Origin of the sequence: Streptomyces humi (genome assembly GCF_001005085.2) — a bacterium.
GTDB classification, from domain to species: Bacteria; Actinomycetota; Actinomycetes; order Streptomycetales; family Streptomycetaceae; genus Streptomyces; species Streptomyces humi.
Window position 1 is genome coordinate 1 of the sequence record NZ_LBMU02000065.1, and the last position, 19451, is coordinate 19451.

Genomic DNA, 19451 nt, shown 5'->3' on the forward strand with positions numbered 1-19451 from the left:
AGGGGCGCGGGGAACTGCGCGACCAGCCACGGACCACCCGCACCCGGCACGCCACCGCACCCCCCGCCCCCTACTCCGCCGTCTTTCGCGCCAGCGGGTTGCTGCCGATGGAGTTGTGCACACTGAAACTCACCGCGTCCGACCGGTACCGGTCGTCCGACCACTCCACCGGCCGCCCCTCCCGCGTCGTCGTCACCCGCCGCACCCGCAGCAGCGGACTCGTCCGGCGGACCCGCAGCAGCACCGAGTCCTGCGCCCCCGCCGCCACCGCGTCGATGACGTGCTCGCCGTACGCGAAGACCAACCCCGTCTCCTCGTAGAGGCGTTGAGTCACCGACGGGCACTCGGGCTCTATCGGCTCCACCGCAGGGGCGATCCAGTCGGCGTACACCGTCCGCTCGAGCAACACCGGTTCGCCGTCCAGCCCGCGCACCCGAAGCACATGCAACACCGGTGTGCCGGCGGTCAGTTGGAGGCGGACGGCGTCCTCCTGGGAGGCGGGACGGTACTCCTGGGACACCACGTGCCCCGTCGCCGTGCGGCCCATCGCCTTCGCCCACTGCGCGAAACTGCGCAGCTCCGCGAAGCTCTGGCTGCGGCGGCTGGCCAGCACCACCCGGCGGGCGCCCTGCCGGGAGCCGATCAGCCCCTCGGAGGTCAGCGCGGCGACCGCCTGGCGGACCGTGCCGCGCGAGACGCCGTACTGCGCCGCCAGTTCCGTCTCCGCGGGCAGCCGACTGCCGACGGTGTACTCCTCGCGGTCGATGGCGCGCCGCAGCTCGTCGGCGATCTCCTCATGTCGCGCCGTCATGCTTCCCCTCTGATCAGGCGGCTGTGCACAGCGTGACCAGCCTAATCGACGCCCTCAGGTGATTCGTGTCAGCCCGCAGCCGGGCGGGATTGTGCAGGGAATAAGGGTCTGGAGTTTCGTCTCCGTTCATGAAGGGGAAACCCACGGCGGGCGTACTAGGGCCAACTTGTTCAGACAAGTTGCCCGGTGCCTTCCGCAGCGCCGCCCCACCCTCGTGCGTACTCCCTGGAGAGACCGTGACCGTGTCCCTGCCGAGAACCGCCCTCCTCGGCGGCTCCCTCGCCGCCGTAGCCGCGCTCGCCCTGAGCGCCTGCGGCGCCGCTCCCGACAACGCGTCGTCCACCACGTCCGGTGGCAAGAGCGCCGCCACCGCCACCTCCGCCGCCGACCTCGGCGGCATGGACAAGCTGATCGCCGCCGCCAAGAAGGAGGGCACGCTGCACATCATCGCCGTGCCCCGCGACTGGGCGAACTACGGCGCCGTCATCGACGGCTTCAAGGCGAAGTACGGCATCAAGATCGAGGACGAGAGCCCCGACGGCTCCAGCCAGGACGAGATCAACGCCGTGACGTCGAGGAAGGGGCAGGACCGGGCCCCGGACGTGCTCGACCTCGGTTCGTCGTTCGCGCTCAGCGCGGCCCAGCAGGGCCTGCTCGCCCCTTACAAGGTCACCTCGTACGCCGACATCCCCGAGGGCCAGAAGGACCCGCAGGCCCGCTGGTACAACGACTACGGCGGCTACATCTCCATCGGCTGCGACGCGAAGCGCGTGAAGACCTGCCCGACGACCTTCGCGGACCTGCTCAAGCCGCAGTACAAGGGCCAGGTCGCCCTCAACGGCAACCCGACCAAGTCCGGCTCGGCGTTCGGCGGCGTGTACGCGGCCGCGCTGGCCGACAAGGGCTCCTTCGACGACATCCAGCCGGGTCTGGACTTCTTCGCCAAGCTGAAGAAGAACGGCAACTACACGCCCGTCGAGTCCACCCCGGCCACCGTCGAGAAGGGCGAGACGCCCATCTCCATCGACTGGGACTACCTGAACGCCGGTTACGCCGACGAGTTCAAGTCCAAGGGCGTCGACTGGAAGGTCAGCATCCCGACCGACGGCCAGTACGCCCAGTTCTACTCCCAGGCCATCAACAAGGACGCCCCGCACCCGGCGGCCGCCCGCCTGTGGCAGGAGTACCTGTACAGCACCGAGGGCCAGAACCTGTGGCTCAAGGGGTACGCCCGCCCGGTCCTGATGTCCGCCATGGAGAAGGCCGGCACGCTCGACAAGGCCGCCGCCGCCAAGCTCCCCGCGGTCACCGGCACGCCCACCTTCCCGACCGAGGCCCAGCAGGACAAGGCCAAGACGGTCCTCTCCTCCGGTTGGTCGAAGGCCGTATCCGGATGACGGCCACGCTCACGCGGGCCGACGTGGCGGCCGCCGCTTCCCAGAAGCGGCGGCGCCGTGCCCCCGGCTGGCTCGCCGTCGTCCCGCTGCTCGCCTTCACGGCCGTCGCCTTCGGACTGCCGGCCGTGGCCATGCTGAACGGCGCCTTCACGGTCAAGGACCCGGTCAGTGGCACGAGTTCCTACACCGCGAGCAATCTCAGCGACTCGCTCCAGGGGCCGTACCTCACCGCCCTCGTCGGCAGTGTGAAGCTGTCCGCGCTCTCCGCCGTCATCGCCGCCGTCCTCGGGCTGCCGCTCGCGCAGGCCGTGGTCAGCTCGCGCTCCCGGGCGCTGCGCGAGGCCGTGCTCACCGCCTCCGGGGTGCTCGCCAACTTCGGCGGTGTGCCGCTGGCGTTCGCGTTCGTCGCGACCCTCGGCAACGCCGGTGTGCTGACCGTGCACCTGCACCTCGCGGACCACGGCTGGGACCTGTACAGCTTCTGGGGGCTGGTCCTCGTCTACCTGTACTTCCTGATCCCGCTGATGGTCCTCACCATCACCCCGGCCCTGGACGGACTGCGCGCCCAGTGGCGGGAGGCCGCGCTCAACAACGGCGCGACCGGTGTGCAGTACTGGCGGTTCGTCGCGCTGCCGGTGCTCGCGCCCTCGCTGCTCGGCGGCTTCGTGCTGCTCTTCGGCAGCGCCTTCGCCGCGTACGCCACCGCCGCCGCCATGGTCGGCAGCGCGGTCCCGCTGGTCACCCTGCAAATCGCGGACGCCCTCTCCGGCAACGTCCTGGTCGGCCAGGAGAACGTGGCCCTCGCCCTGAGCCTGGACATGGTGCTGGTGGCGGGCCTGGTGATGGCCGTGTACCTGCCCCTGCAACGACGGAGCGCCCGATGGCTCGACGCCTGAACCTCTGGCGCTGGGCCGTCCTCGGCCTGGCCGCCCTGTACTTCCTGATCCCGATGGCCGCCTCCGTGCTCTTCACGGTGGACGTGCCCGGCGAGGGCGTCACCTTCGACGCCTACACCCAGATCGTGTCCGCCGACGGCTTCCTGTCCAGCCTGCTGCTCTCGCTGGAACTGGCCGTCGCCACCATCGCCGTCGTACTGCTGCTGACGGTGCCCGCCGTGGTCGCCCTGCGGCTCAGCGCGCCCAGGCTGCGGCCCGTGGTCGAGATCGTCTGTTCGCTGCCCCTGGTGGTGCCGCCGATCGCGTTCGTGGCCGGCATCGTCACCGTACTGAAGTGGGGGCCGGACCACCTCTCCCGGACCCCGCTGTTCGAGACGTTCGTCGCCGTGCAGAACCCGGACTTCCCGGTCGTCCTGGTCATCGCCTACGTCGTGATGGCGCTGCCCTTCGTGTACCGGGCGCTGGACGCCGGGCTGCGCGCGGTAGACGTGCGCACCCTCGTCGAGGCCGCCCGCAGCTGCGGTGCCTCCTGGCCGCAGGCGCTGGTCCGGGCCGTCCTGCCCAATCTGCGCGGGGCGCTGCTCAACGCGTCCTTCCTCACCCTGGCGCTGGTGCTCGGTGAGTTCACCGTCGCCCGGCTGCTGGGCTTCGAGCCCTTCGCCGTGTGGATCTACGACGTCGGCGGCTCGCAGGCCCAGATGTCCGTCGCCGTCTCCGTGCTCAGTCTCCTGGTGACCTGGGCCCTGCTCCTCGCGCTCGCCGGTGCCGGCGGCCGTGACCGAACCGCTTCCTCCCGGGGTTGAACCATGAGTGTCAGCACGCCCGACAAGGCCGCCACCGTCGAATTCCGCTCCCTGCGCCGGGAGTTCGGTGCCACCGTCGCCCTCGACGGACTCGACCTGACCGTCCGGCCGGGGGAGTTCCTGGCCCTGCTCGGTCCGTCCGGCTGCGGCAAGACGACCGCCCTGCGCATGCTCGCCGGGTTCGAACACCCCGACTCCGGCGCGGTCCTGGTCGACGGCGAGGACGTCACCCGGGTCCCCGCCCACCGCCGTGACGCCGGCATGGTCTTCCAGTCGTACAGCCTCTTCCCGCATCTCGACGCCGTCGACAACGTGGCGTTCGGGCTGCGCATGCGCAAGGTGCGCACCGGCGAACGGCGGGCGCGGGCGGCGGAGTTGCTGGACCTCGTCGGGCTCGGCGACAAGGGCGAGCGGTTTCCGCACCAGCTCTCCGGCGGTCAGCAGCAGCGCGTCGCGCTGGCCCGGGCCCTCGCCCTGCGGCCCCGGGTGCTGCTGCTCGACGAGCCGCTGTCCGCGCTCGACGCCAAGGTGCGGTTGTCGCTCCGCGAGGAGATCCGCCGGCTTCAGCAGGAACTCGGCATCACCACCCTGTTCGTGACGCACGACCAGGAGGAGGCCCTGTCCATCGCCGACCGGGTCGCCGTGATGCGCGCCGGACAGCTCGAACAGTGCGCCGAACCAGCCGAGTTGTACGGCCGTCCGGCCACCGCCTTCGTCGCCGAGTTCGTGGGCACGATGAGCCGGATACCGGGCACGGTCAAGGACGACCGGGTGGAGGTGCTCGGGCAGCGGCTGCCGTTCGACGGACAGGCGCCGGGCGCCGGCGAGGTCGACGTCCTGGTGCGGCCCGAGGCCGTGCGGGTGCGCGCGGACGGGTCCGGCACGGCCACCGTCGTCGCCACCGCCTTCCTCGGCGCGGTCGTCCGGGTCACCGTACGGCTCGCCGACGGCACCGAGGCCAAGGCCGACCTGCCCGCCCACGAGGCCGCCGAGCTGGGCGCCGGATCCGCCGCGACCGTGTCGCTGCCCGAGCGGCCGGTGCTCGTGGCGGAACGTGCCCGGGAGTGAACCCGGGAAGCCGCCCAGGGGCCCGGCCCCGACCCGAGGGAATCCATCCAGAAGTGAGGAATGACAACAACGTGACCCCCCACCCACGACTCCCGCTCCAGGCCGTCCTGTTCGACATGGACGGCACGCTCGTCGACACCGAGCGACTGTGGTGGGAGGCGGTGGAAAGCGTTGCCGGACGGCCGCTCGACGCGGCCGACGAGCCCGATGTGCTGGGCCGGCCCGTCGAGCACACCGCCCAGTGGCTGGCCGACGGCACCGGCCGGCCGGGCGCCGACCTCGCGGCCGAGCTGCACCGGGAGTTCGCGGACCGGGTCCGCACCGGCATCGTGCCCCGCCCCGGCGCCCTCGACCTGCTGGACGCGCTGGCCGCGGCCGACGTCCCCACCGCCCTGGTCACCGCGTCCCCACGCGCGGTCGCGGGACTCGTGCTCGACGCCCTCGGGCCCGGCCGCTTCGCCGTCTCCGTCACCGCCGACGACACCGGCCGCACCAAGCCGGCCCCCGACCCCTACCTCGCCGCCTGCCGCGCGCTCGGCGTCGACCCGGCGGCCTGTGTGGCCGTCGAGGACACCGAGACCGGGGTCGCCTCCGCCGAGGCCGCCGGGTGCGCCGTGCTGGCGGTGCCCTCGCTCGCGCCGATCGGCGACGCGCCCGGCCGGACCGTCCGGGAGACGCTGGTCGGAGTCACCCCGAAGGAGCTGAGCGAGATGGCCGTACCCGAACTGCGGGTCATGTCCTGGAACCTCTGGCTCGGCGGCAGCCGGATCGACGACCACCGGGCCAAGCAGGTGAAGACCGTCGTGGACGTGGGCGCCGACGTCGTCGGCCTCCAGGAGACCGCGGGCACCTCGGCCCGGGAACTCGCCGAGGCCCTCGGCTGGCACCACCACACGGCGGGGGAGAACCTCGGGATCATCAGCCGCCACCCGATCACGGCCCGCCTCGGCGACCCGGAGGTCGGCTTCTACGGCGCCACCGGGGTACGGATCGCCGTCCGGCCCGGCCGCGAGGTCGAGGTCTGGACCGCGCACCTGCACTACACGCCGTACGGGCCCTACGAGTTGCACTTCGACGGGCTCGTCGCGGACGAACTGATCGCCCACGAGGAGGTGCGGCTCGGACAGCTGCGGGAGGCGCTGCGGCGGATCGGCGACGGTGACCGTGCCGGTGCCGTGCCGGTGGTGCTGACGGGCGACTTCAACTGCCCCTCGCACCTGGACCGGCCGGACGTGGAGTGGCCGGTGACGAAGGCCGCCGAGGAGGCCGGGTTCCACGACTCCTTCCGGCAGGCGCACCCGGACCCGGCCGCGGTGCCCGGACACACCTGGTCGCCGATCCACCCCGTGCACGAGGACGGCAGCGGGCGGCCCGAGCCGCAGGACCGGATCGACTACGTGCTGCACAGGGGGCTGCGCGTGCTCGACTCCCGGACCTGGGTCACCGGCACCCCGGCGCCCTGGCCCGACGTCGCGGACAACGACTGGCCCTCCGACCACGCGGCCGTCGTCACCACGTTCGCCGTCGAACCGTGATCGACCGGGTCTTGACCAGGGGTTACCCAGGGCAACCATTGCGAGGCGCGGCGGGCATCCCGTAGGTTGTGCCGGCCCCGTCTTACTGGTTGGTAACACCGGCAGGTAACCATGCGCTGGCCCCTCGGCCGCCCCACCACCGTCCGCGCGCGGATCGTGGCGCTCGCGCTCGCCCCGGCCGTCGCGCTGACGGCCCTGTGGAGCTTCGCCATGGTGTCCGTGACCGCCGAACCCCGCGCCCTGATCAGGCTCAAGGGGGTGTACGACGACTTCGGCACGCCGGTGGACACGGCGGTCGGCCAGATCCAGATCGAACGGCGGCTGTCGGCCGCCTACCTGGGCGCCCGCCCGGACACCGCGACCGCCGCCGGCCTGCTGGTGCAGCAGCGGCGCACCGACCGGGCGGTGGCCGCCCTGCGGGACGCCGTCCGGGGCGGCGACCGGGGGCGCCTGACCACCCGGCAGCGCGGGTCCCTCGACGCGATGGTGACCGCCACCGGCGGGCTGGAGAAGCTGCGCGAGCGGGTGCTGTCCCGGCAGATCTCCTGGGACGGCGCCGTCGCCGGCTACAGCGCGCTGGTGGAGCCCGGCTTCGACGTCGAGTCCACCCTGACCGCCCTCCAGGCCGGACAGCTGGCCCGGGAGGCCCAGGTCGTCATCGAGCTGGTGCGGGTACGGGAGTTCGTCTCGCGCGAGGACGCGCTGGTCGCCGGGGCACGGGCCGCCGGACGGCTCACCGACCGGCAGTACGACACCCTCACCGCGACGATCGAGGACCGGCGCGTCTTCGAACGGACCTACGTGCCGGATCTGCCGGCCGACTCACGGACACTGTTCGAGCGGTTCCAGCGCGGGCCGCTGTACCGGGCGCTGGTGAGCGGCGAGGACGCGCTGCTGCGCGCGGGCGCGGACCGGGCCGGTGCGGCCGTCGCCGCGGACACCTGGCGGGCCACCACCGACCGGGCCGTCAGGCAGTACATGCTGCTGTGCACCCGTGCGGCGGAGAACTCCGGGGCCCGCGGCCGGGAGTTCGCGTACCGGGAGCTGGCGAAGGCGGCCGTGTCCGGCGCGGCCGGGCTGGTGGCGGTCGGGCTGTCCCTGTGGTTCGCGGTACGCGGGGCACGCCGGATCTCGCGCCGGCTGGAGACCCTGCGGGACGCCGCCGATGTGCTGACGGCACAGCAACTACCCGCTCTGATGGCTCGGTTGAGTGCCGGGGTGGACGTGGACCCGGTCGCCGAGGCGCCGCCGCTGGCCGCCGGGGAGGCCGGGGACGACGAGATCGGGGACGTCGGCCGGTCGTTCAACCGGGCCCGGCTGGCCGCCGTCGGGGCCGCGGTCACGCAGGCCACGCTCCGCCGCGGGCTGTTCGCGGTCCTCCTCAACATCGCCCGACGCAACCAGGCCCTCGTCCACCGCCAGCTGAAACTCGTCGACACCCTGGAGCGGCGCACCGACGACCCCGTCGTCCTGCGTGAACTGTTCCGCATCGACCACCTCACCACCCGGATGCGCCGGCACGCGGAGAGCCTGATCATCCTCTCCGGCGCGACCCCCGGACGGCGCTGGCGGCGGCCGGTGCCCCTCGCCGACGTGGTGTCCTCGGCGGTCGGCGAGATCGAGGACTACACGCGGGTCGTGGTACCGCCGATGCCCGAGGTGGGCGTGGCCGCGGACGCCGTCGCCGACGTGGTGCACCTGGTCGCCGAGCTGCTGGAGAACGCGACGGTGTTCTCGCCGCCGCACACCCGGGTCACTTTGCGCACCGGCCGGGTCGGCCGGGGCTTCACCCTGGAGATCGACGACCGGGGACTCGGTCTCGACGCCGGACAGCTCGCCGAGGCCCACCGCACCCTCACCGACCCCGGCGCCTTCGACCCGACCCGCCACGACCGGCTCGGCCTGTACGTCGTGGGCCGCCTGGCCGCCCGCCACGGCATCGAGGTGACCCTGCGGGAGTCGCCGTACGGCGGGACGACGGCGGTGGTACTGCTGCCGGCCGCCGTCCTGGCGGAGGCGGACACGGCGGAAGCAGCTGACGCGGCGGAAGGGGCGGGCTCGGCGGACGTAGTGCGCTCGGCGGGCTCGGCGGGCTCGGCGGGTGTGGTGGAGCGGCGGGTGCCCGCCGGTGCGGGGGAGCGGCCGGTGCGGGCGGTTCCGGGCGACGCCCGGCCCGCCGACGACGTGGGGGACGGCGCGCGTGCGCAGTCCGCCGCGCAGGGCGCCGCCCCCGCGCTGCCCACCCGCACCCGTCAGGCCTCCCTCGCCGCCGGGCTGCGCGCGGAACCGGAGCCGGGCGGCCCGCGTGACCTGGACGCCGACGAGATGCGGGCGGTCTTCGGAGCCTTCCAGCGAGGTCTGGAACGAGGCCGCAGGGGACTGCCCGTCGAAGCCGGGGAGCCGACCGACACCCAGGAGAGGAAGCCCGCGGGCCATGAACAGTGACGACCGGAAAGACACCCCCGACGCTCCCGCGACGCCCGCGGGCCCGTCCGACGGCCGGCCCGGCAGCGGTCTCGGCTGGCTCCTCGACGATCTCGTCGCCCGCACCGACCACGTCCGGCAGGCCGTGCTGCTCACCGCCGACGGGCTGCCGCTCAGCCACTCCGACGGCATGCGGCGGCGGGACATCGAGCACCTCGCGGCCGTCTGTTCCGGCTTCCACAGCCTCGCCCGCTCCGCCGGCGACCGCTTCGGGGTGGGGGAGGTGCGGCAGACCATGGTGATGCTGGACGACGCCTACCTCTTCGTGACCCCGGCCGGACACGGCAGCCGGCTCGCCGTCCTCAGCGACGTCCGCACCGACGTCGGCCAGCTGGCCCACGAGATGGCCCTGCTCGTCCGCCGGCTCGGCGGACACCTGGACGCGGCCACCCGCACGACCCCCTGACATCGCGGTGAGCGACGAGCACTGGTACGAGGACGAGACCGGTTCGCTGGTCCGCCCCTACACCGTCACCCGGGGCCGCACCAAGCCCTCCGACCGGCACACCGTCGACCTGATGTCCCAGGTCACGGCCCTGGAACCGGGCACGGGCACGGATCCGGGCACCGGCCCGGACCGGCGCGAGGTCGAGCACGCCGGCGCCGCCCTGCTCGCCCTGGTGCGCTGCGGCGCCCGCCCGGTGGTCGAGCTCGCCGCGGACGCCGACCTGCCGCTCACCGTCGTCCGCGTGCTGCTCGGCGACCTGGCCGAGGCCGGCCTGGTCCGGATCGACGAGCCGCGCCGCGCGGAGCCGGCCGGTCCCGCCGCCGACCCCGCGCTGCTGGAGGAGATCGTGGCGCGCCTGCGGGAACTCTGACCGCGCGCAACGAATCGCCGCCCGGCCCCCGCATCACGCAACGAACCGCTCACCGGCGCGCAACGGCTCCTCCTTGTCCGGCCGGGGCCGCCGACCGTACGGTCTAAACGGCCCCAGAACCCCCTCCGTACCGGTGAGGACCCCGCATGCGCACCGCCCTGCTCCAGAGCTCCGGCCGCCCCGGCTCGACCGTCGAGAACCTGAAGGTGCTCGACGAGGCCGCCGGCCGGGCCGCCGCCGCGGGCGCCGCGCTGCTCGTCGCTCCGGAGATGTTCCTGACCGGCTACGCGATCGGCGACGACATCGCCCGGCTCGCCGAGCCCGCCGACGGGGACAGCGCGGACACGGTCGCCGGGCTGGCCCACCGGCACGGTCTGGCGATCGTCTACGGCTACCCGGAGCGCGACGGCGACCGCGTGCACAACTCCGCCCAGCTGGTCTCCGCCGACGGCACCCGGCTCGCGAACTACCGCAAGTCCCACCTGTTCGGCGGCTTCGAGGCGGACCACTTCACCCCGGGCGACCAGCCGGTCGTCCAGGCCGAGCTGAACGGCCTCACCGTCGGGATCATGATCTGCTACGACGTGGAGTTCCCGGAGCTCGTCCGCGCCCACGCCCTGGCCGGCACCGACGTGCTCCTCGTCCCGACGGCGAACATGCACCCGTTCCAGCTGGTCGCCGAATCCCTCGTCCCGGTCCGGGCCTGGGAGAACCAGATGTACGTCGCCTACGCCAACCGGGTCGGTCACGAAGGGGAGTTCGAGTTCTTCGGGCTCTCCACCCTGGCCGGCCCCGACGGAGTCGCCCGCGCCCGCGCCGGCCACGGCGAGGAACTCGTCGTCGCCGACGTCGACCCGGTCTTCCTCGCCGCCTCCCGCGCGGCGAACCCGTATCTGAAGGACCGCCGCCCCGGCCTCTACGGCTCCCTGGCCTGACCTTCCGCCGCGTCGCCCCGCCCGCTCCCCACCTCACGCATGCCCGCAAGGAGTCCGTACCCCATGACGTCCACCGTGCCCAACGCCGTCGAGCACGCGGCCGGGCAGCAGCCGCCGATCACCATGTTCGGCCCGGACTTTCCCTACGCCTACGACGACTTCCTCGCCCACCCGGCGGGACTCGGGCAGATCCCGGCCACCGAGCACGGCACCGAGGTCGCGGTCGTCGGCGGCGGTCTGTCGGGGATCGTGGCGGCCTACGAACTGATGAAGATGGGCCTGAAGCCGGTCGTCTACGAGGCCGACGAGATCGGCGGCCGGCTGCGGACCGTCGGCTTCGAGGGCTGCGACCCCGAACTGACCGCGGAGATGGGCGCGATGCGCTTCCCGCCCTCCTCCACCGCCCTCCAGCACTACATCGACCTGGTGGGCCTGGAGACCCGGCCGTTCCCCAACCCCCTCGCGGAGGCGACCCCTTCGACCGTGGTCGACCTCAAGGGCGAGTCGCACTACGCCGAGACGATCGCCGACCTCCCGCAGGTCTACCGCGATGTCGCGGCCGCCTGGAACAAGTGCCTCGACGAGGGCGCCGACTTCTCCGACATGAACCGCGCGATGCGCGAGCGCGACGTGCCGCGGATCCGCGAGATTTGGTCGAAGCTCGTGGAGAAGCTCGACAACCAGACCTTCTACGGCTTCCTCTGCGAATCCGAGGCGTTCAGGTCCTTCCGGCACCGCGAGATCTTCGGCCAGGTGGGCTTCGGCACGGGCGGCTGGGACACCGACTTCCCCAACTCGATCCTGGAGATCCTGCGCGTCGTCTACACCGAGGCCGACGACCACCACCGCGGTATCGTCGGCGGCTCCCAGCAGCTGCCGCTCAGGCTCTGGGAGCGTGAGCCGGAGAAGATCGTGCACTGGGCCCACGGGACGTCCCTGAAGTCCCTGCACGAGAACGGCGAGCCGCGGCCCGCCGTCACCCGGCTGCACCGCACCGGCGGCAACCGGATCACGGTGACCGACGCGAACGGCGACATCCGCACCTACCGGGCGGCGGTCTTCACCGCCCAGTCCTGGATGCTGCTCTCGAAGATCGCCTGCGACGACTCGCTCTTCCCGATCGACCACTGGACCGCGATCGAGCGCACCCACTACATGGAGTCCTCGAAGCTGTTCGTGCCGGTCGACCGGCCGTTCTGGCTGGACAAGGACGAGCAGACCGGCCGTGACGTCATGTCGATGACCCTCACCGACCGTATGACCCGCGGTACCTACCTCCTCGACGACGGCCCGGACAGGCCCGCCGTCATCTGCCTCTCCTACACCTGGTGCGACGACAGCCTGAAGTGGCTGCCGCTGTCCGCGCACGAGCGGATGGAGGTCATGCTGAAGTCGCTCGGCGAGATCTATCCCAAGGTCGACATCCGCAAGCACGTCATCGGTAACCCGGTGACCGTCTCCTGGGAGAACGAGCCGTACTTCATGGGCGCGTTCAAGGCCAACCTGCCCGGCCACTACCGCTACCAGCGGCGCCTGTTCACGCACTTCGTGCAGGACCGGCTGCCCGCCGACAAGCGGGGCCTCTTCCTCGCCGGCGACGACATCTCCTGGACGGCCGGCTGGGCCGAGGGCGCCGTCCAGACCGCGCTGAACGCGGTCTGGGGCGTCATGCACCACTTCGGTGGCGAGACCGACCCCACCAACCCCGGCCCCGGTGACGTCTACGACGAGATCGCCCCGGTCGAACTCCCCGAGGACTGAGCCGAAGACGCGGCCCACGGGACGCGTCCGTCAGCCGCGCAGCGGGGTGAGCAGCATCCTGCCCGCGAGCCCGACCGCCGCGTCCAGCCGTTCGGCGAACTCCTCGGCCAGGTCCTCGAACCGGCGCAGCGCCCACAGCGCCCGCGCCGCCGACCAGGTCGCGTCCCGGGCCCGCTCCAGACTCCAGGACCCGAGCAGATGGGTCAGCGGGTCGGCGATCTGGAGCAGGTCCGGGCCCGGCATCAGGTCCTCGCGGATCCGCTCCTCGAGCGACACCAGGAGGTCGCCCACCCGGTCGAACTCGTCCTCCAGGTCGGCCGGTTCGCAGCCGAGCGTGCGGCAGGCGTCGACCACGGCCAGCGCCAGGTCGTGGCCGATGTGCGCGTTGATGCCGGCCAGGGCGAACTGGAGCGGCCGTACCCCGGGGTGGCGGCGGAACTGGAACAGCGGCCGCCAGCAGGCCGGCGGACGGCGGCCGTCCGCCGCCGCGTCCACGGCCGCCAGGTACCGCTCCGCGAATCGCACGTCCAGCGTCGCGGCGGCTCTCGGGTCCCCGAACCGGCCCGCTTCCAGGCGCCGTTCGACCTCCTCCGTGACGGCGAGGTAGACCCGGTTGAAGACCGCGACACCGTCCCGCTCGGGCAGGTCCTCGTCCAGGGCGCGCATCCGGGAGACGACGGTGCCGACCGGAGCGGTGAGGTGTGCCAGCTGCGCCATGGGGGAAGGGTGCCAGCCCCGGACCGGCGGTGGTGCCGACCGGCCCGGAGCTTCCCCGGAACGGGCGAACGCGGCCGTCGTACGGCTACGGCCGGGCGTCGTCGTAGGAACTGGTCCCCTCGTCGAGAAGGGGCGCCTGGCCCTTGAGGTGGGCGGGCGCGAAGGCGCGCAGGGTGTGGTAGCCGGTGATGACGACCAGCGTGCCCAGCGCGATACCGCTGAGGGAGAAGGTGTCGGTGAACTTCATGCTGACGTTGCCGACTCCGATGATGATGCCGGCGGCGGCCGGGACCAGGTTCAGCGGATTGCGCAGGTCGACCTTGGCGTGCAGCCAGATCTGGGCGCCGAGCAGGCCGATCATGCCGTACAGGATCACCGTGATGCCGCCGAGGACCCCGCCCGGGACCGCGGCCACGATCGCGCCGAACTTGGGGCAGACGCCGAAGAGCAGCGCGAAGCCGGCGGCGGCCCAGTAGGCGGCGGTGGAGTAGACGCGGGTCGCGGCCATCACGCCGATGTTCTCGGAGTACGTGGTGTTGGGCGGGCCGCCCACGGCGGTGGACAGCATCGAGGCGACGCCGTCGGCCGAGATGGCCGTGCCGAGCTTGTCGTCCAGCGGGTCACCGGTCATCTCGCCGACGGCCTTGACGTGTCCGGCGTTCTCCGCGACCAGGGCGATCACGACCGGGAGCGCGACCAGGATCGCGGACCACTGGAAGGACGGGCCGTGGAAGGACGGCAGCCCGATCCAGTCGGCCTTGCCGACACCGGACAGGTCGAGACGCCAGTGGTCGGTGACCTTGCCGCTCGGGCTCATCGAGTGGATCCTGCCGAAGATCCGGTCCAGGGCCCAGGAGAGGACGTACCCGAAGACCAGGCCCAGGAAGATCGCGACCCGTGACCAGAAACCACGCAGACAGACGACGGCCAGACCGGTGAACAGCATCACCAGCAGCGCCGTCCACTGGTCCTGCGGCCAGTAGGTGGCGGCGGTCACGGGCGCGAGGTTGAAGCCGATCAGCATCACGACCGCGCCGGTGACGATCGGCGGCATCGCGGCGTGGATGATCCGGGCGCCGAAGCGCTGGACGGCCAGTCCGATCAGGAAGAGCACGGCACCGACCACCAGGACCGCGCCGGTCACCGTGGCACTGGTGCCGCCCTGCGCCCGGATGACCGCGGCCACGCCCACGAACGACAGCGAACAGCCCAGATAGCTGGGCACCCGGCCGCGTGTCGCCAGCAGGAAGATCACGGTCGCCACGCCGGACATCATGATCGCGAGGTTGGGGTCGAGGCCCATCAGCACGGGGGCCACGAAGGAGGCGCCGAACATGGCCACCACGTGCTGGGCGCCGAGCCCGACCGTGCGGGGCCAGGAGAGCCGTTCGTCGGGGCGTACCACCGCTCCGGGCGCGGGGGTACGTCCGTCGCCGTGGAGTTTCCAGCGCACGCCGAGATCCATGGTGGGGCTTCGCTTTCTTCGTACGTGAAGTCGGTCCGGACCATTGTCAGGGCTACCTCGCGGTTCTACGCTCACACGGTCCTACTCATGAACTGTGTTCACGTACCTGATTGACCCTGTGTCCGATCGGAGTGCTCGATGAGTGGAAGATCCCGCATGGCCGTCGTCCTGACGGCACTGGCGGCCGTCGGCGCCGTCCTCGTCCCCTCCGCCCACGCGACCGCGAGGGCGGCCAAGGCGCCGGACACCGCCGTCCTCGACGGCACCCGCCTCCAGCGCACCAGAGCGGAACTCGACCACGGCGACCCGCGACTGCGCCGCGCCGTCCGGGACCTGGCCGTCCGCGCCGACGCCTGGCTGGACCAGGGTCCCTGGACGGTGGTCGACAAACCGAAGCCCGCCCCCGGCGGCGACGTGCACGACTACCTCAGCCAGGCCCCCTACTGGTGGCCCACCACCACCCCCACCGCGGACAATCCCTGGGGCTGCCCCTACGTCCAGCGGGACGGTCAGCGCAATCCCGAGGTCGACAGCGGCACCGACCGCCAGGACGTGGAGAAGGTCTTCGACTCGGCCTACGACCTCTCCCTGGCGTGGTACTACACGGGCCGGCGGGCCTACGCCGAGAAGGCCGGGCAGGTGCTGCGCACCTGGTTCCTCGACCCGGCGACCCGGATGAACCCCGACCTGGACCACGCCCAGTTCATCCCGTGCAAGTACGACGGCCGGTCGATCGGCATCATCGACTTCTCCCAGTCGTACACCAGCGTGGTCGACGCGCTGGCGATCCTCGGCACCGGGGCACCCGGCTGGAGCGCCGCGGACCGGGCGGGCATGCGGAGCTGGAACACGGACTTCCGCGACTGGCTGGCGAACAGCTCCTTCGGGAAGGAGGAGGGCGCGACCGCCAACAACCACGGCACCTTCTACGACATGCAGCTCGCCGCCCTCGCCTACGCGACCGGTGACCGGGCGCTGGCGAGGAGGACCGTGCTGGACGCGCGGGCGAAGCGGATCGCCGCGCAGATCGCGGCCGACGGCAGCCAGCCGCAGGAGCTGTCCCGCACCCGGAGCTGGCACTACTCGACCTTCGACCTGGTCGCCTACACCCGCCTCGCGGCGATCGGCCGGCACGTCGGGGTCGACCTGTGGGCCTACCGGGGTCCGGACGGACAGTCGCTGTCCGCGGCCGTGGACTACCTGCTCCCCGCCGCCACCGGGTCCGCCGCCTGGCCGCACCCGGAGCTGGAGTTCCACCGCTACGCGGCCACCGACGTCGTGCACGCGGCGGCCGACGCGGGCGACCGGGCGGCGCAGCGGGCGGTCCGGTACCTGGAGGCACCGCCCGGCGGCGACCTCTGGGCCCTGCGGCCCGCCGCCGAGCAGCTGGACTCCATCGCGGGCTGACCAGCCCCTTCCCGGCCGGGGCTCCTGAGCACCCGCTTAGGATGGAGTGTCCCCACCACTTCGTCCCGTGCTCAGGAGTCCCACCCGTGACCGCCGAAGCCCCCGCCGCCCCCGCCCTGTCCTACGGCCGGCTGATCCCCGTGACCGTTCACTTCGACGACCTGGACGCGCTCGGGCTGCTGCACAACGCCCGGTACCCGGTGATGGTCGAGCGGGCCTGGGCCGAGCTCTGGCAGGAGCACGGCTTCGTCTTCGAGGGCGACTGGGCCGCGGCCGGGGACGCCTGCAACGCCGTCAAGGAACTGCGGATCGGCTACGAGGCACCGGTCACCCGGCCCGGCACCTACGCCGTCCACCTCTGGCTCGAACGGCTCGGCACCACCGGCCTGACCTACGGCTTCCGGTTCTGTTCGGAGGACGGCGCGGTCACCTACGCGCAGGGCACCCGGGTCCTCGTCCGGCTGGACGCCGGCACGCTGCGCCCGGCCCCGTGGAGCGAGCGGTTCAGGGCCGCGGGTCGGGAACTGCTGCGGGTCGGGAACTGACCTCCGCCCGCACCCCGCGGTCCCCGGACCGCAGCACGCCGGCGAACGCGACCAGTCCGAAGGCCAGCGCCGTGACCAGGTCGAACGACACCACCAGGCTGGTCGCCTGGGCGACCCCGCCGATCAGGCTCGGGGCGACGAGACCCGAGGTGTAGGTGATCGTCGCGACGCCCGCTATGGCCTGGCTGGGGTTCGGCCCCGCGTGTCCGGCCGCCGCGAAGCACAGCGGTACGACCACCGCGATGCCGAGACCCATGAGGGCGAAGCCCGTCATCGCCACCGCCGGATGCCCCGCGAGGACGATCAGCAGGCCGCCGAGCACGGCCAGCACCCCGCCGCCGCGCACGGTACGCACCGCGCCGTAACGGTTCACCACGGCGTCCCCGCTGATCCGGGCGATCGCCATGGTCAGCATGAACCCCGTGGTGGTGGCCGCCGCGAGCCCTGCCGAGGTCTCCATCCGGTTCTTCAGGAACACCGCCGACCAGTCCAGGCTCGCCCCCTCCGCGAACACCGCGCAGAAGCCCACCGCTCCGATCAGCAACGCCGACCGCGGCGGCAGCGCGAACCGCGGCGGCGGCTCCTCGTCCGCCTCCGGCTTGAGATCCAGGACCCAGCCGGCGGCCAGGATCCCGAGCAGCGTCAGGGTGGCCGCGGCCAGCGCGAAGTGCAGTCGGGCGTCCGAGCCGAGGTGCGCGGCGAGGGTGCCGGCCGCCGAACCGATCAGGGCGCCCGCGCTCCACATGCCGTGCAGCCCCGACATGATCGACTTCCGCAGCCGCCGCTCCACCTCCACGCCGAGCGCGTTCATCGCGACGTCGGCCATGCCGGCGCTGGCCCCGTACACGAACATCGCCAGGCACAGCAGGTACATGTTCGTCGCGAGAGCGGGCAGCACCAGCGCCAGCGTCCACAGCGCGATGAGGCCGCGCATCGCGTTGCGACTGCCGAAGCGGTGGCTGATCCGGCCGGCCAGCGGCATCGAGCACGAGGCGCCGAACGCCCCGAACGCGAGCGCGAAGCCGAGCTGTCCCGCGCCCAGCGAGGCATGGTCCTGGATCCACGGCACCCGGGTCGCGAACGAGCCGGTGACCGCACCGTGCACGGTGAACACGGCCGCGACGGCGTACCGCGCGCGCCTCACGTCGTGCTGCTCGTGGCTCACGTCTTCCATGGTCCTGCCCCTCCCCGGCCGGGTGCCGCCCCGCTGCCCGCCGTAAACTATCAGGGACCCTGCCTGATAGATAGGGAGCGAAGTGGCCGTCCCGGGCCGCATGTTCTGGGAGGATGCCCGTCATGCCCGCATCACCGAGCACCGCCCGGGCCATCAACGACCGGCTCGCGCTGAGCCTGCTCCAGCAGCAAGGGCCGCTGACGGCAGGCCAGTTGAAACAGCTGACCGGGCTGTCCCGGCCGACCGTCGCCGACCTCGTCGAACGGCTCGCCGCGTCCGGTCTGATCGCGGTGGTCGGCGAGTCCGGCGAGCAGCGCCGGGGGCCGAACGCCCGCCTGTACGGGATCGTCGCGGACCGCGCCCATCTGGCCGCCCTCGACGTGCGCACCGACAGCGTCTCGGTCCTCGTCTCCGACCTGGTGGGGCGGGTGCTGGCCGAGGGGACGGTGCCGGTCGGCCCGGAGGAGGGGACCACGGCGGCCGTCGAACAGGCGGTGGCGCTCGTGGAGCGGACGGTGAAGGAGGCGGAGGCCTCCGGCGGGGGGCGGCTGCACACCGTCGGCATCGGGGCGCCCGGGCTCATCGACCCGGCGACCTGCGAACTCCGTGACTCGGCGGGGCTGCCGGCGTGGCACCGCCGCCTGGTCGCCGCGCTCCAGGAGCGTTTCCCCGAGGCGCGGGTCAGCGTCGAGAACGAGACCAACCTGGCCGCCCTGGCCGAGCAGCGGGAGGGCGTGGCCCGCGACCGGGACACCTTCGTCCTGCTCTGGCTCGGCGACGGCTGCGGCGCCGCCGTGGTCCTCGACGGCAGCCTGCGCCGCGGTGCCTCCGGAGGCACCGGGGAGATCGGCTTCCTCCCGGTACCGGGCACCGAAGCCCTCCCGTCGGCCACGGACTGCTCGGGCGGCTACCACTCCCTGGTAGGAGCGGCGGCGATCACCCGACTGGCCGAACAGTGTGGCCTGCCCCCGTCCGAGACCGCGGCCCAGGCGGTGGCACAGGCAACCCGAACAACACCCGACCCACCCGCCCCCCTCGAAACCACCGGCACCCCGGCAGAGCCTCGAAGGGGCGCGGGGAACGGCGCGGCGGGCCATGACGCGCCCGCGGCCGACGACGGCCTGTCCCGACCGCGCCTTGAAGCCGACGGTGGCTCGGCAGAGCCTCGAAGGGGCGCGGAGAACGGCGCGGCGGGCCATGACGCGCCCGCGGCCGACGACGGCCTGTCCCGACCGCGCCTTGAAGCCGACGGTGGCTCGGCAGAGCCCCGAAGGGGCGCGGGGGACGGCGTGGCCGGTCACGACGTGGCCGCGGTCGGCCGGCGAGCCGCTTCGGGTCCGTCCGGGGACCGTTCCGGTCGTTTTCTGGATGCCCTCGCCGACCGTATCGCCGTAGGTGTGGCCGCTGTCGTCGCCGTTCTGGACCCCGGCTGCGTGGTCCTGGGTGGTGAGATCGGCCCCGCCGGTGGTGCCGTGCTCGCCGAGCGGGTCGAGGCGCGGCTGCGTCTGATGTCCCCGCTGGCCACCGAGGTACGGGCGAGCACCCTCGGCGGCGCCGCCGTACTGCGCGGCGCCCTGCTGACCGCCCGGGAGCGCGCCCAGGACGACCTCTTCGCACCTCCGGGCCGGTGACCCC

At 72.8% G+C, this 19451-nt stretch carries 17 protein-coding genes; 13 read left to right on the top strand and 4 right to left on the bottom strand.

Annotation, left to right across the window (positions count from 1 at the left end):
• Positions 1 to 70: 70 nt before the first annotated feature.
• A complete protein-coding gene (locus AAW13_RS26825) occupies positions 71 to 811 on the bottom strand; it encodes a GntR family transcriptional regulator (RefSeq protein WP_046731933.1) in 741 nt (246 codons plus the stop codon).
• 236 nt (positions 812 to 1047) lie between these two features.
• Between AAW13_RS26825 and AAW13_RS26830 the strand changes: the two genes are divergently transcribed.
• The 10 genes from AAW13_RS26830 (at position 1048) to AAW13_RS26875 (ending at position 12508) form a co-directional block, all read left to right on the top strand.
• Positions 1048 to 2208, top strand: a complete 1161-nt coding sequence (locus AAW13_RS26830) for an ABC transporter substrate-binding protein (RefSeq protein WP_046731934.1) — start codon at positions 1048 to 1050, stop codon at positions 2206 to 2208.
• Positions 2205 to 3104: an ABC transporter permease gene (locus AAW13_RS26835; RefSeq protein ID WP_046731935.1), complete on the top strand. Its 900-nt coding sequence runs from the start codon at positions 2205 to 2207 to the stop codon at positions 3102 to 3104. The genes AAW13_RS26830 and AAW13_RS26835 overlap by 4 nt, the downstream gene beginning before the upstream one ends.
• Positions 3089 to 3907, top strand: coding sequence for an ABC transporter permease (locus AAW13_RS26840; protein ID WP_046731936.1), 819 nt, complete (start codon positions 3089 to 3091; stop codon positions 3905 to 3907). The genes AAW13_RS26835 and AAW13_RS26840 overlap by 16 nt, the downstream gene beginning before the upstream one ends.
• A 3-nt stretch (positions 3908 to 3910) precedes the next feature.
• On the top strand, positions 3911 to 4975 hold the full coding sequence (locus AAW13_RS26845) for an ABC transporter ATP-binding protein (protein WP_046731937.1): 1065 nt from the start codon (positions 3911 to 3913) through the stop codon (positions 4973 to 4975).
• A gap of 71 nt (positions 4976 to 5046) precedes the next feature.
• The gene (locus tag AAW13_RS26850; RefSeq protein ID WP_046731938.1) at positions 5047 to 6510 is read left to right on the top strand and encodes an HAD-IA family hydrolase; all 1464 of its coding nucleotides are present in this window, start codon (positions 5047 to 5049) and stop codon (positions 6508 to 6510) included.
• Between the two features lie 111 nt (positions 6511 to 6621).
• Positions 6622 to 8955 carry a sensor histidine kinase gene (locus tag AAW13_RS26855; RefSeq protein WP_079178985.1) on the top strand — a complete coding sequence of 778 codons (2334 nt, stop codon included), beginning with the start codon at positions 6622 to 6624 and terminating at the stop codon, positions 8953 to 8955.
• The gene (locus tag AAW13_RS26860; protein ID WP_046731940.1) at positions 8945 to 9400 is read left to right on the top strand and encodes a roadblock/LC7 domain-containing protein; all 456 of its coding nucleotides are present in this window, start codon (positions 8945 to 8947) and stop codon (positions 9398 to 9400) included. Before AAW13_RS26855 ends, AAW13_RS26860 begins: the two co-directional genes overlap by 11 nt.
• 7 nt (positions 9401 to 9407) lie before the next feature.
• A complete protein-coding gene (locus AAW13_RS26865) occupies positions 9408 to 9812 on the top strand; it encodes a DUF742 domain-containing protein (protein ID WP_052768666.1) in 405 nt (134 codons plus the stop codon).
• A gap of 146 nt (positions 9813 to 9958) precedes the next feature.
• Positions 9959 to 10747, top strand: a complete 789-nt coding sequence (locus AAW13_RS26870) for a carbon-nitrogen hydrolase family protein (RefSeq protein WP_046731942.1) — start codon at positions 9959 to 9961, stop codon at positions 10745 to 10747.
• Between the two features lie 63 nt (positions 10748 to 10810).
• On the top strand, positions 10811 to 12508 hold the full coding sequence (locus AAW13_RS26875) for a flavin monoamine oxidase family protein (RefSeq protein ID WP_046731943.1): 1698 nt from the start codon (positions 10811 to 10813) through the stop codon (positions 12506 to 12508).
• A gap of 30 nt (positions 12509 to 12538) precedes the next feature.
• Here AAW13_RS26875 and AAW13_RS26880 read toward each other — a convergent pair whose 3' ends face one another.
• Complete coding sequence (locus tag AAW13_RS26880) at positions 12539 to 13225, bottom strand: DUF5995 family protein (protein WP_046731944.1); 687 nt, start codon at positions 13223 to 13225, stop codon at positions 12539 to 12541.
• Between the two features lie 85 nt (positions 13226 to 13310).
• Positions 13311 to 14690: a uracil-xanthine permease family protein gene (locus tag AAW13_RS26885; protein WP_046731945.1), complete on the bottom strand. Its 1380-nt coding sequence runs from the start codon at positions 14688 to 14690 to the stop codon at positions 13311 to 13313.
• A 138-nt stretch (positions 14691 to 14828) separates the two neighbouring features.
• On the opposite strand from AAW13_RS26885, the gene AAW13_RS26890 reads away from it, so the two are divergent.
• Both AAW13_RS26890 and AAW13_RS26895 read left to right on the top strand, forming a co-directional pair.
• Positions 14829 to 16097 (top strand): alginate lyase family protein, encoded by a 1269-nt coding sequence (locus AAW13_RS26890; protein WP_046731946.1) that lies wholly within the window; start codon positions 14829 to 14831, stop codon positions 16095 to 16097.
• 86 nt (positions 16098 to 16183) lie between these two features.
• A complete protein-coding gene (locus AAW13_RS26895; protein ID WP_046731947.1) occupies positions 16184 to 16642 on the top strand; it encodes an acyl-CoA thioesterase in 459 nt (152 codons plus the stop codon).
• Here the strand turns inward: AAW13_RS26895 and AAW13_RS26900 are convergent.
• Positions 16602 to 17816 (bottom strand): MFS transporter, encoded by a 1215-nt coding sequence (locus AAW13_RS26900; protein WP_046731948.1) that lies wholly within the window; start codon positions 17814 to 17816, stop codon positions 16602 to 16604. The genes AAW13_RS26895 and AAW13_RS26900 overlap by 41 nt on opposite strands.
• A gap of 122 nt (positions 17817 to 17938) precedes the next feature.
• Between AAW13_RS26900 and AAW13_RS26905 the strand changes: the two genes are divergently transcribed.
• Positions 17939 to 19447, top strand: coding sequence for an ROK family transcriptional regulator (locus AAW13_RS26905; protein ID WP_046731949.1), 1509 nt, complete (start codon positions 17939 to 17941; stop codon positions 19445 to 19447).
• The last annotated feature ends 4 nt before the right edge of the window (positions 19448 to 19451 follow it).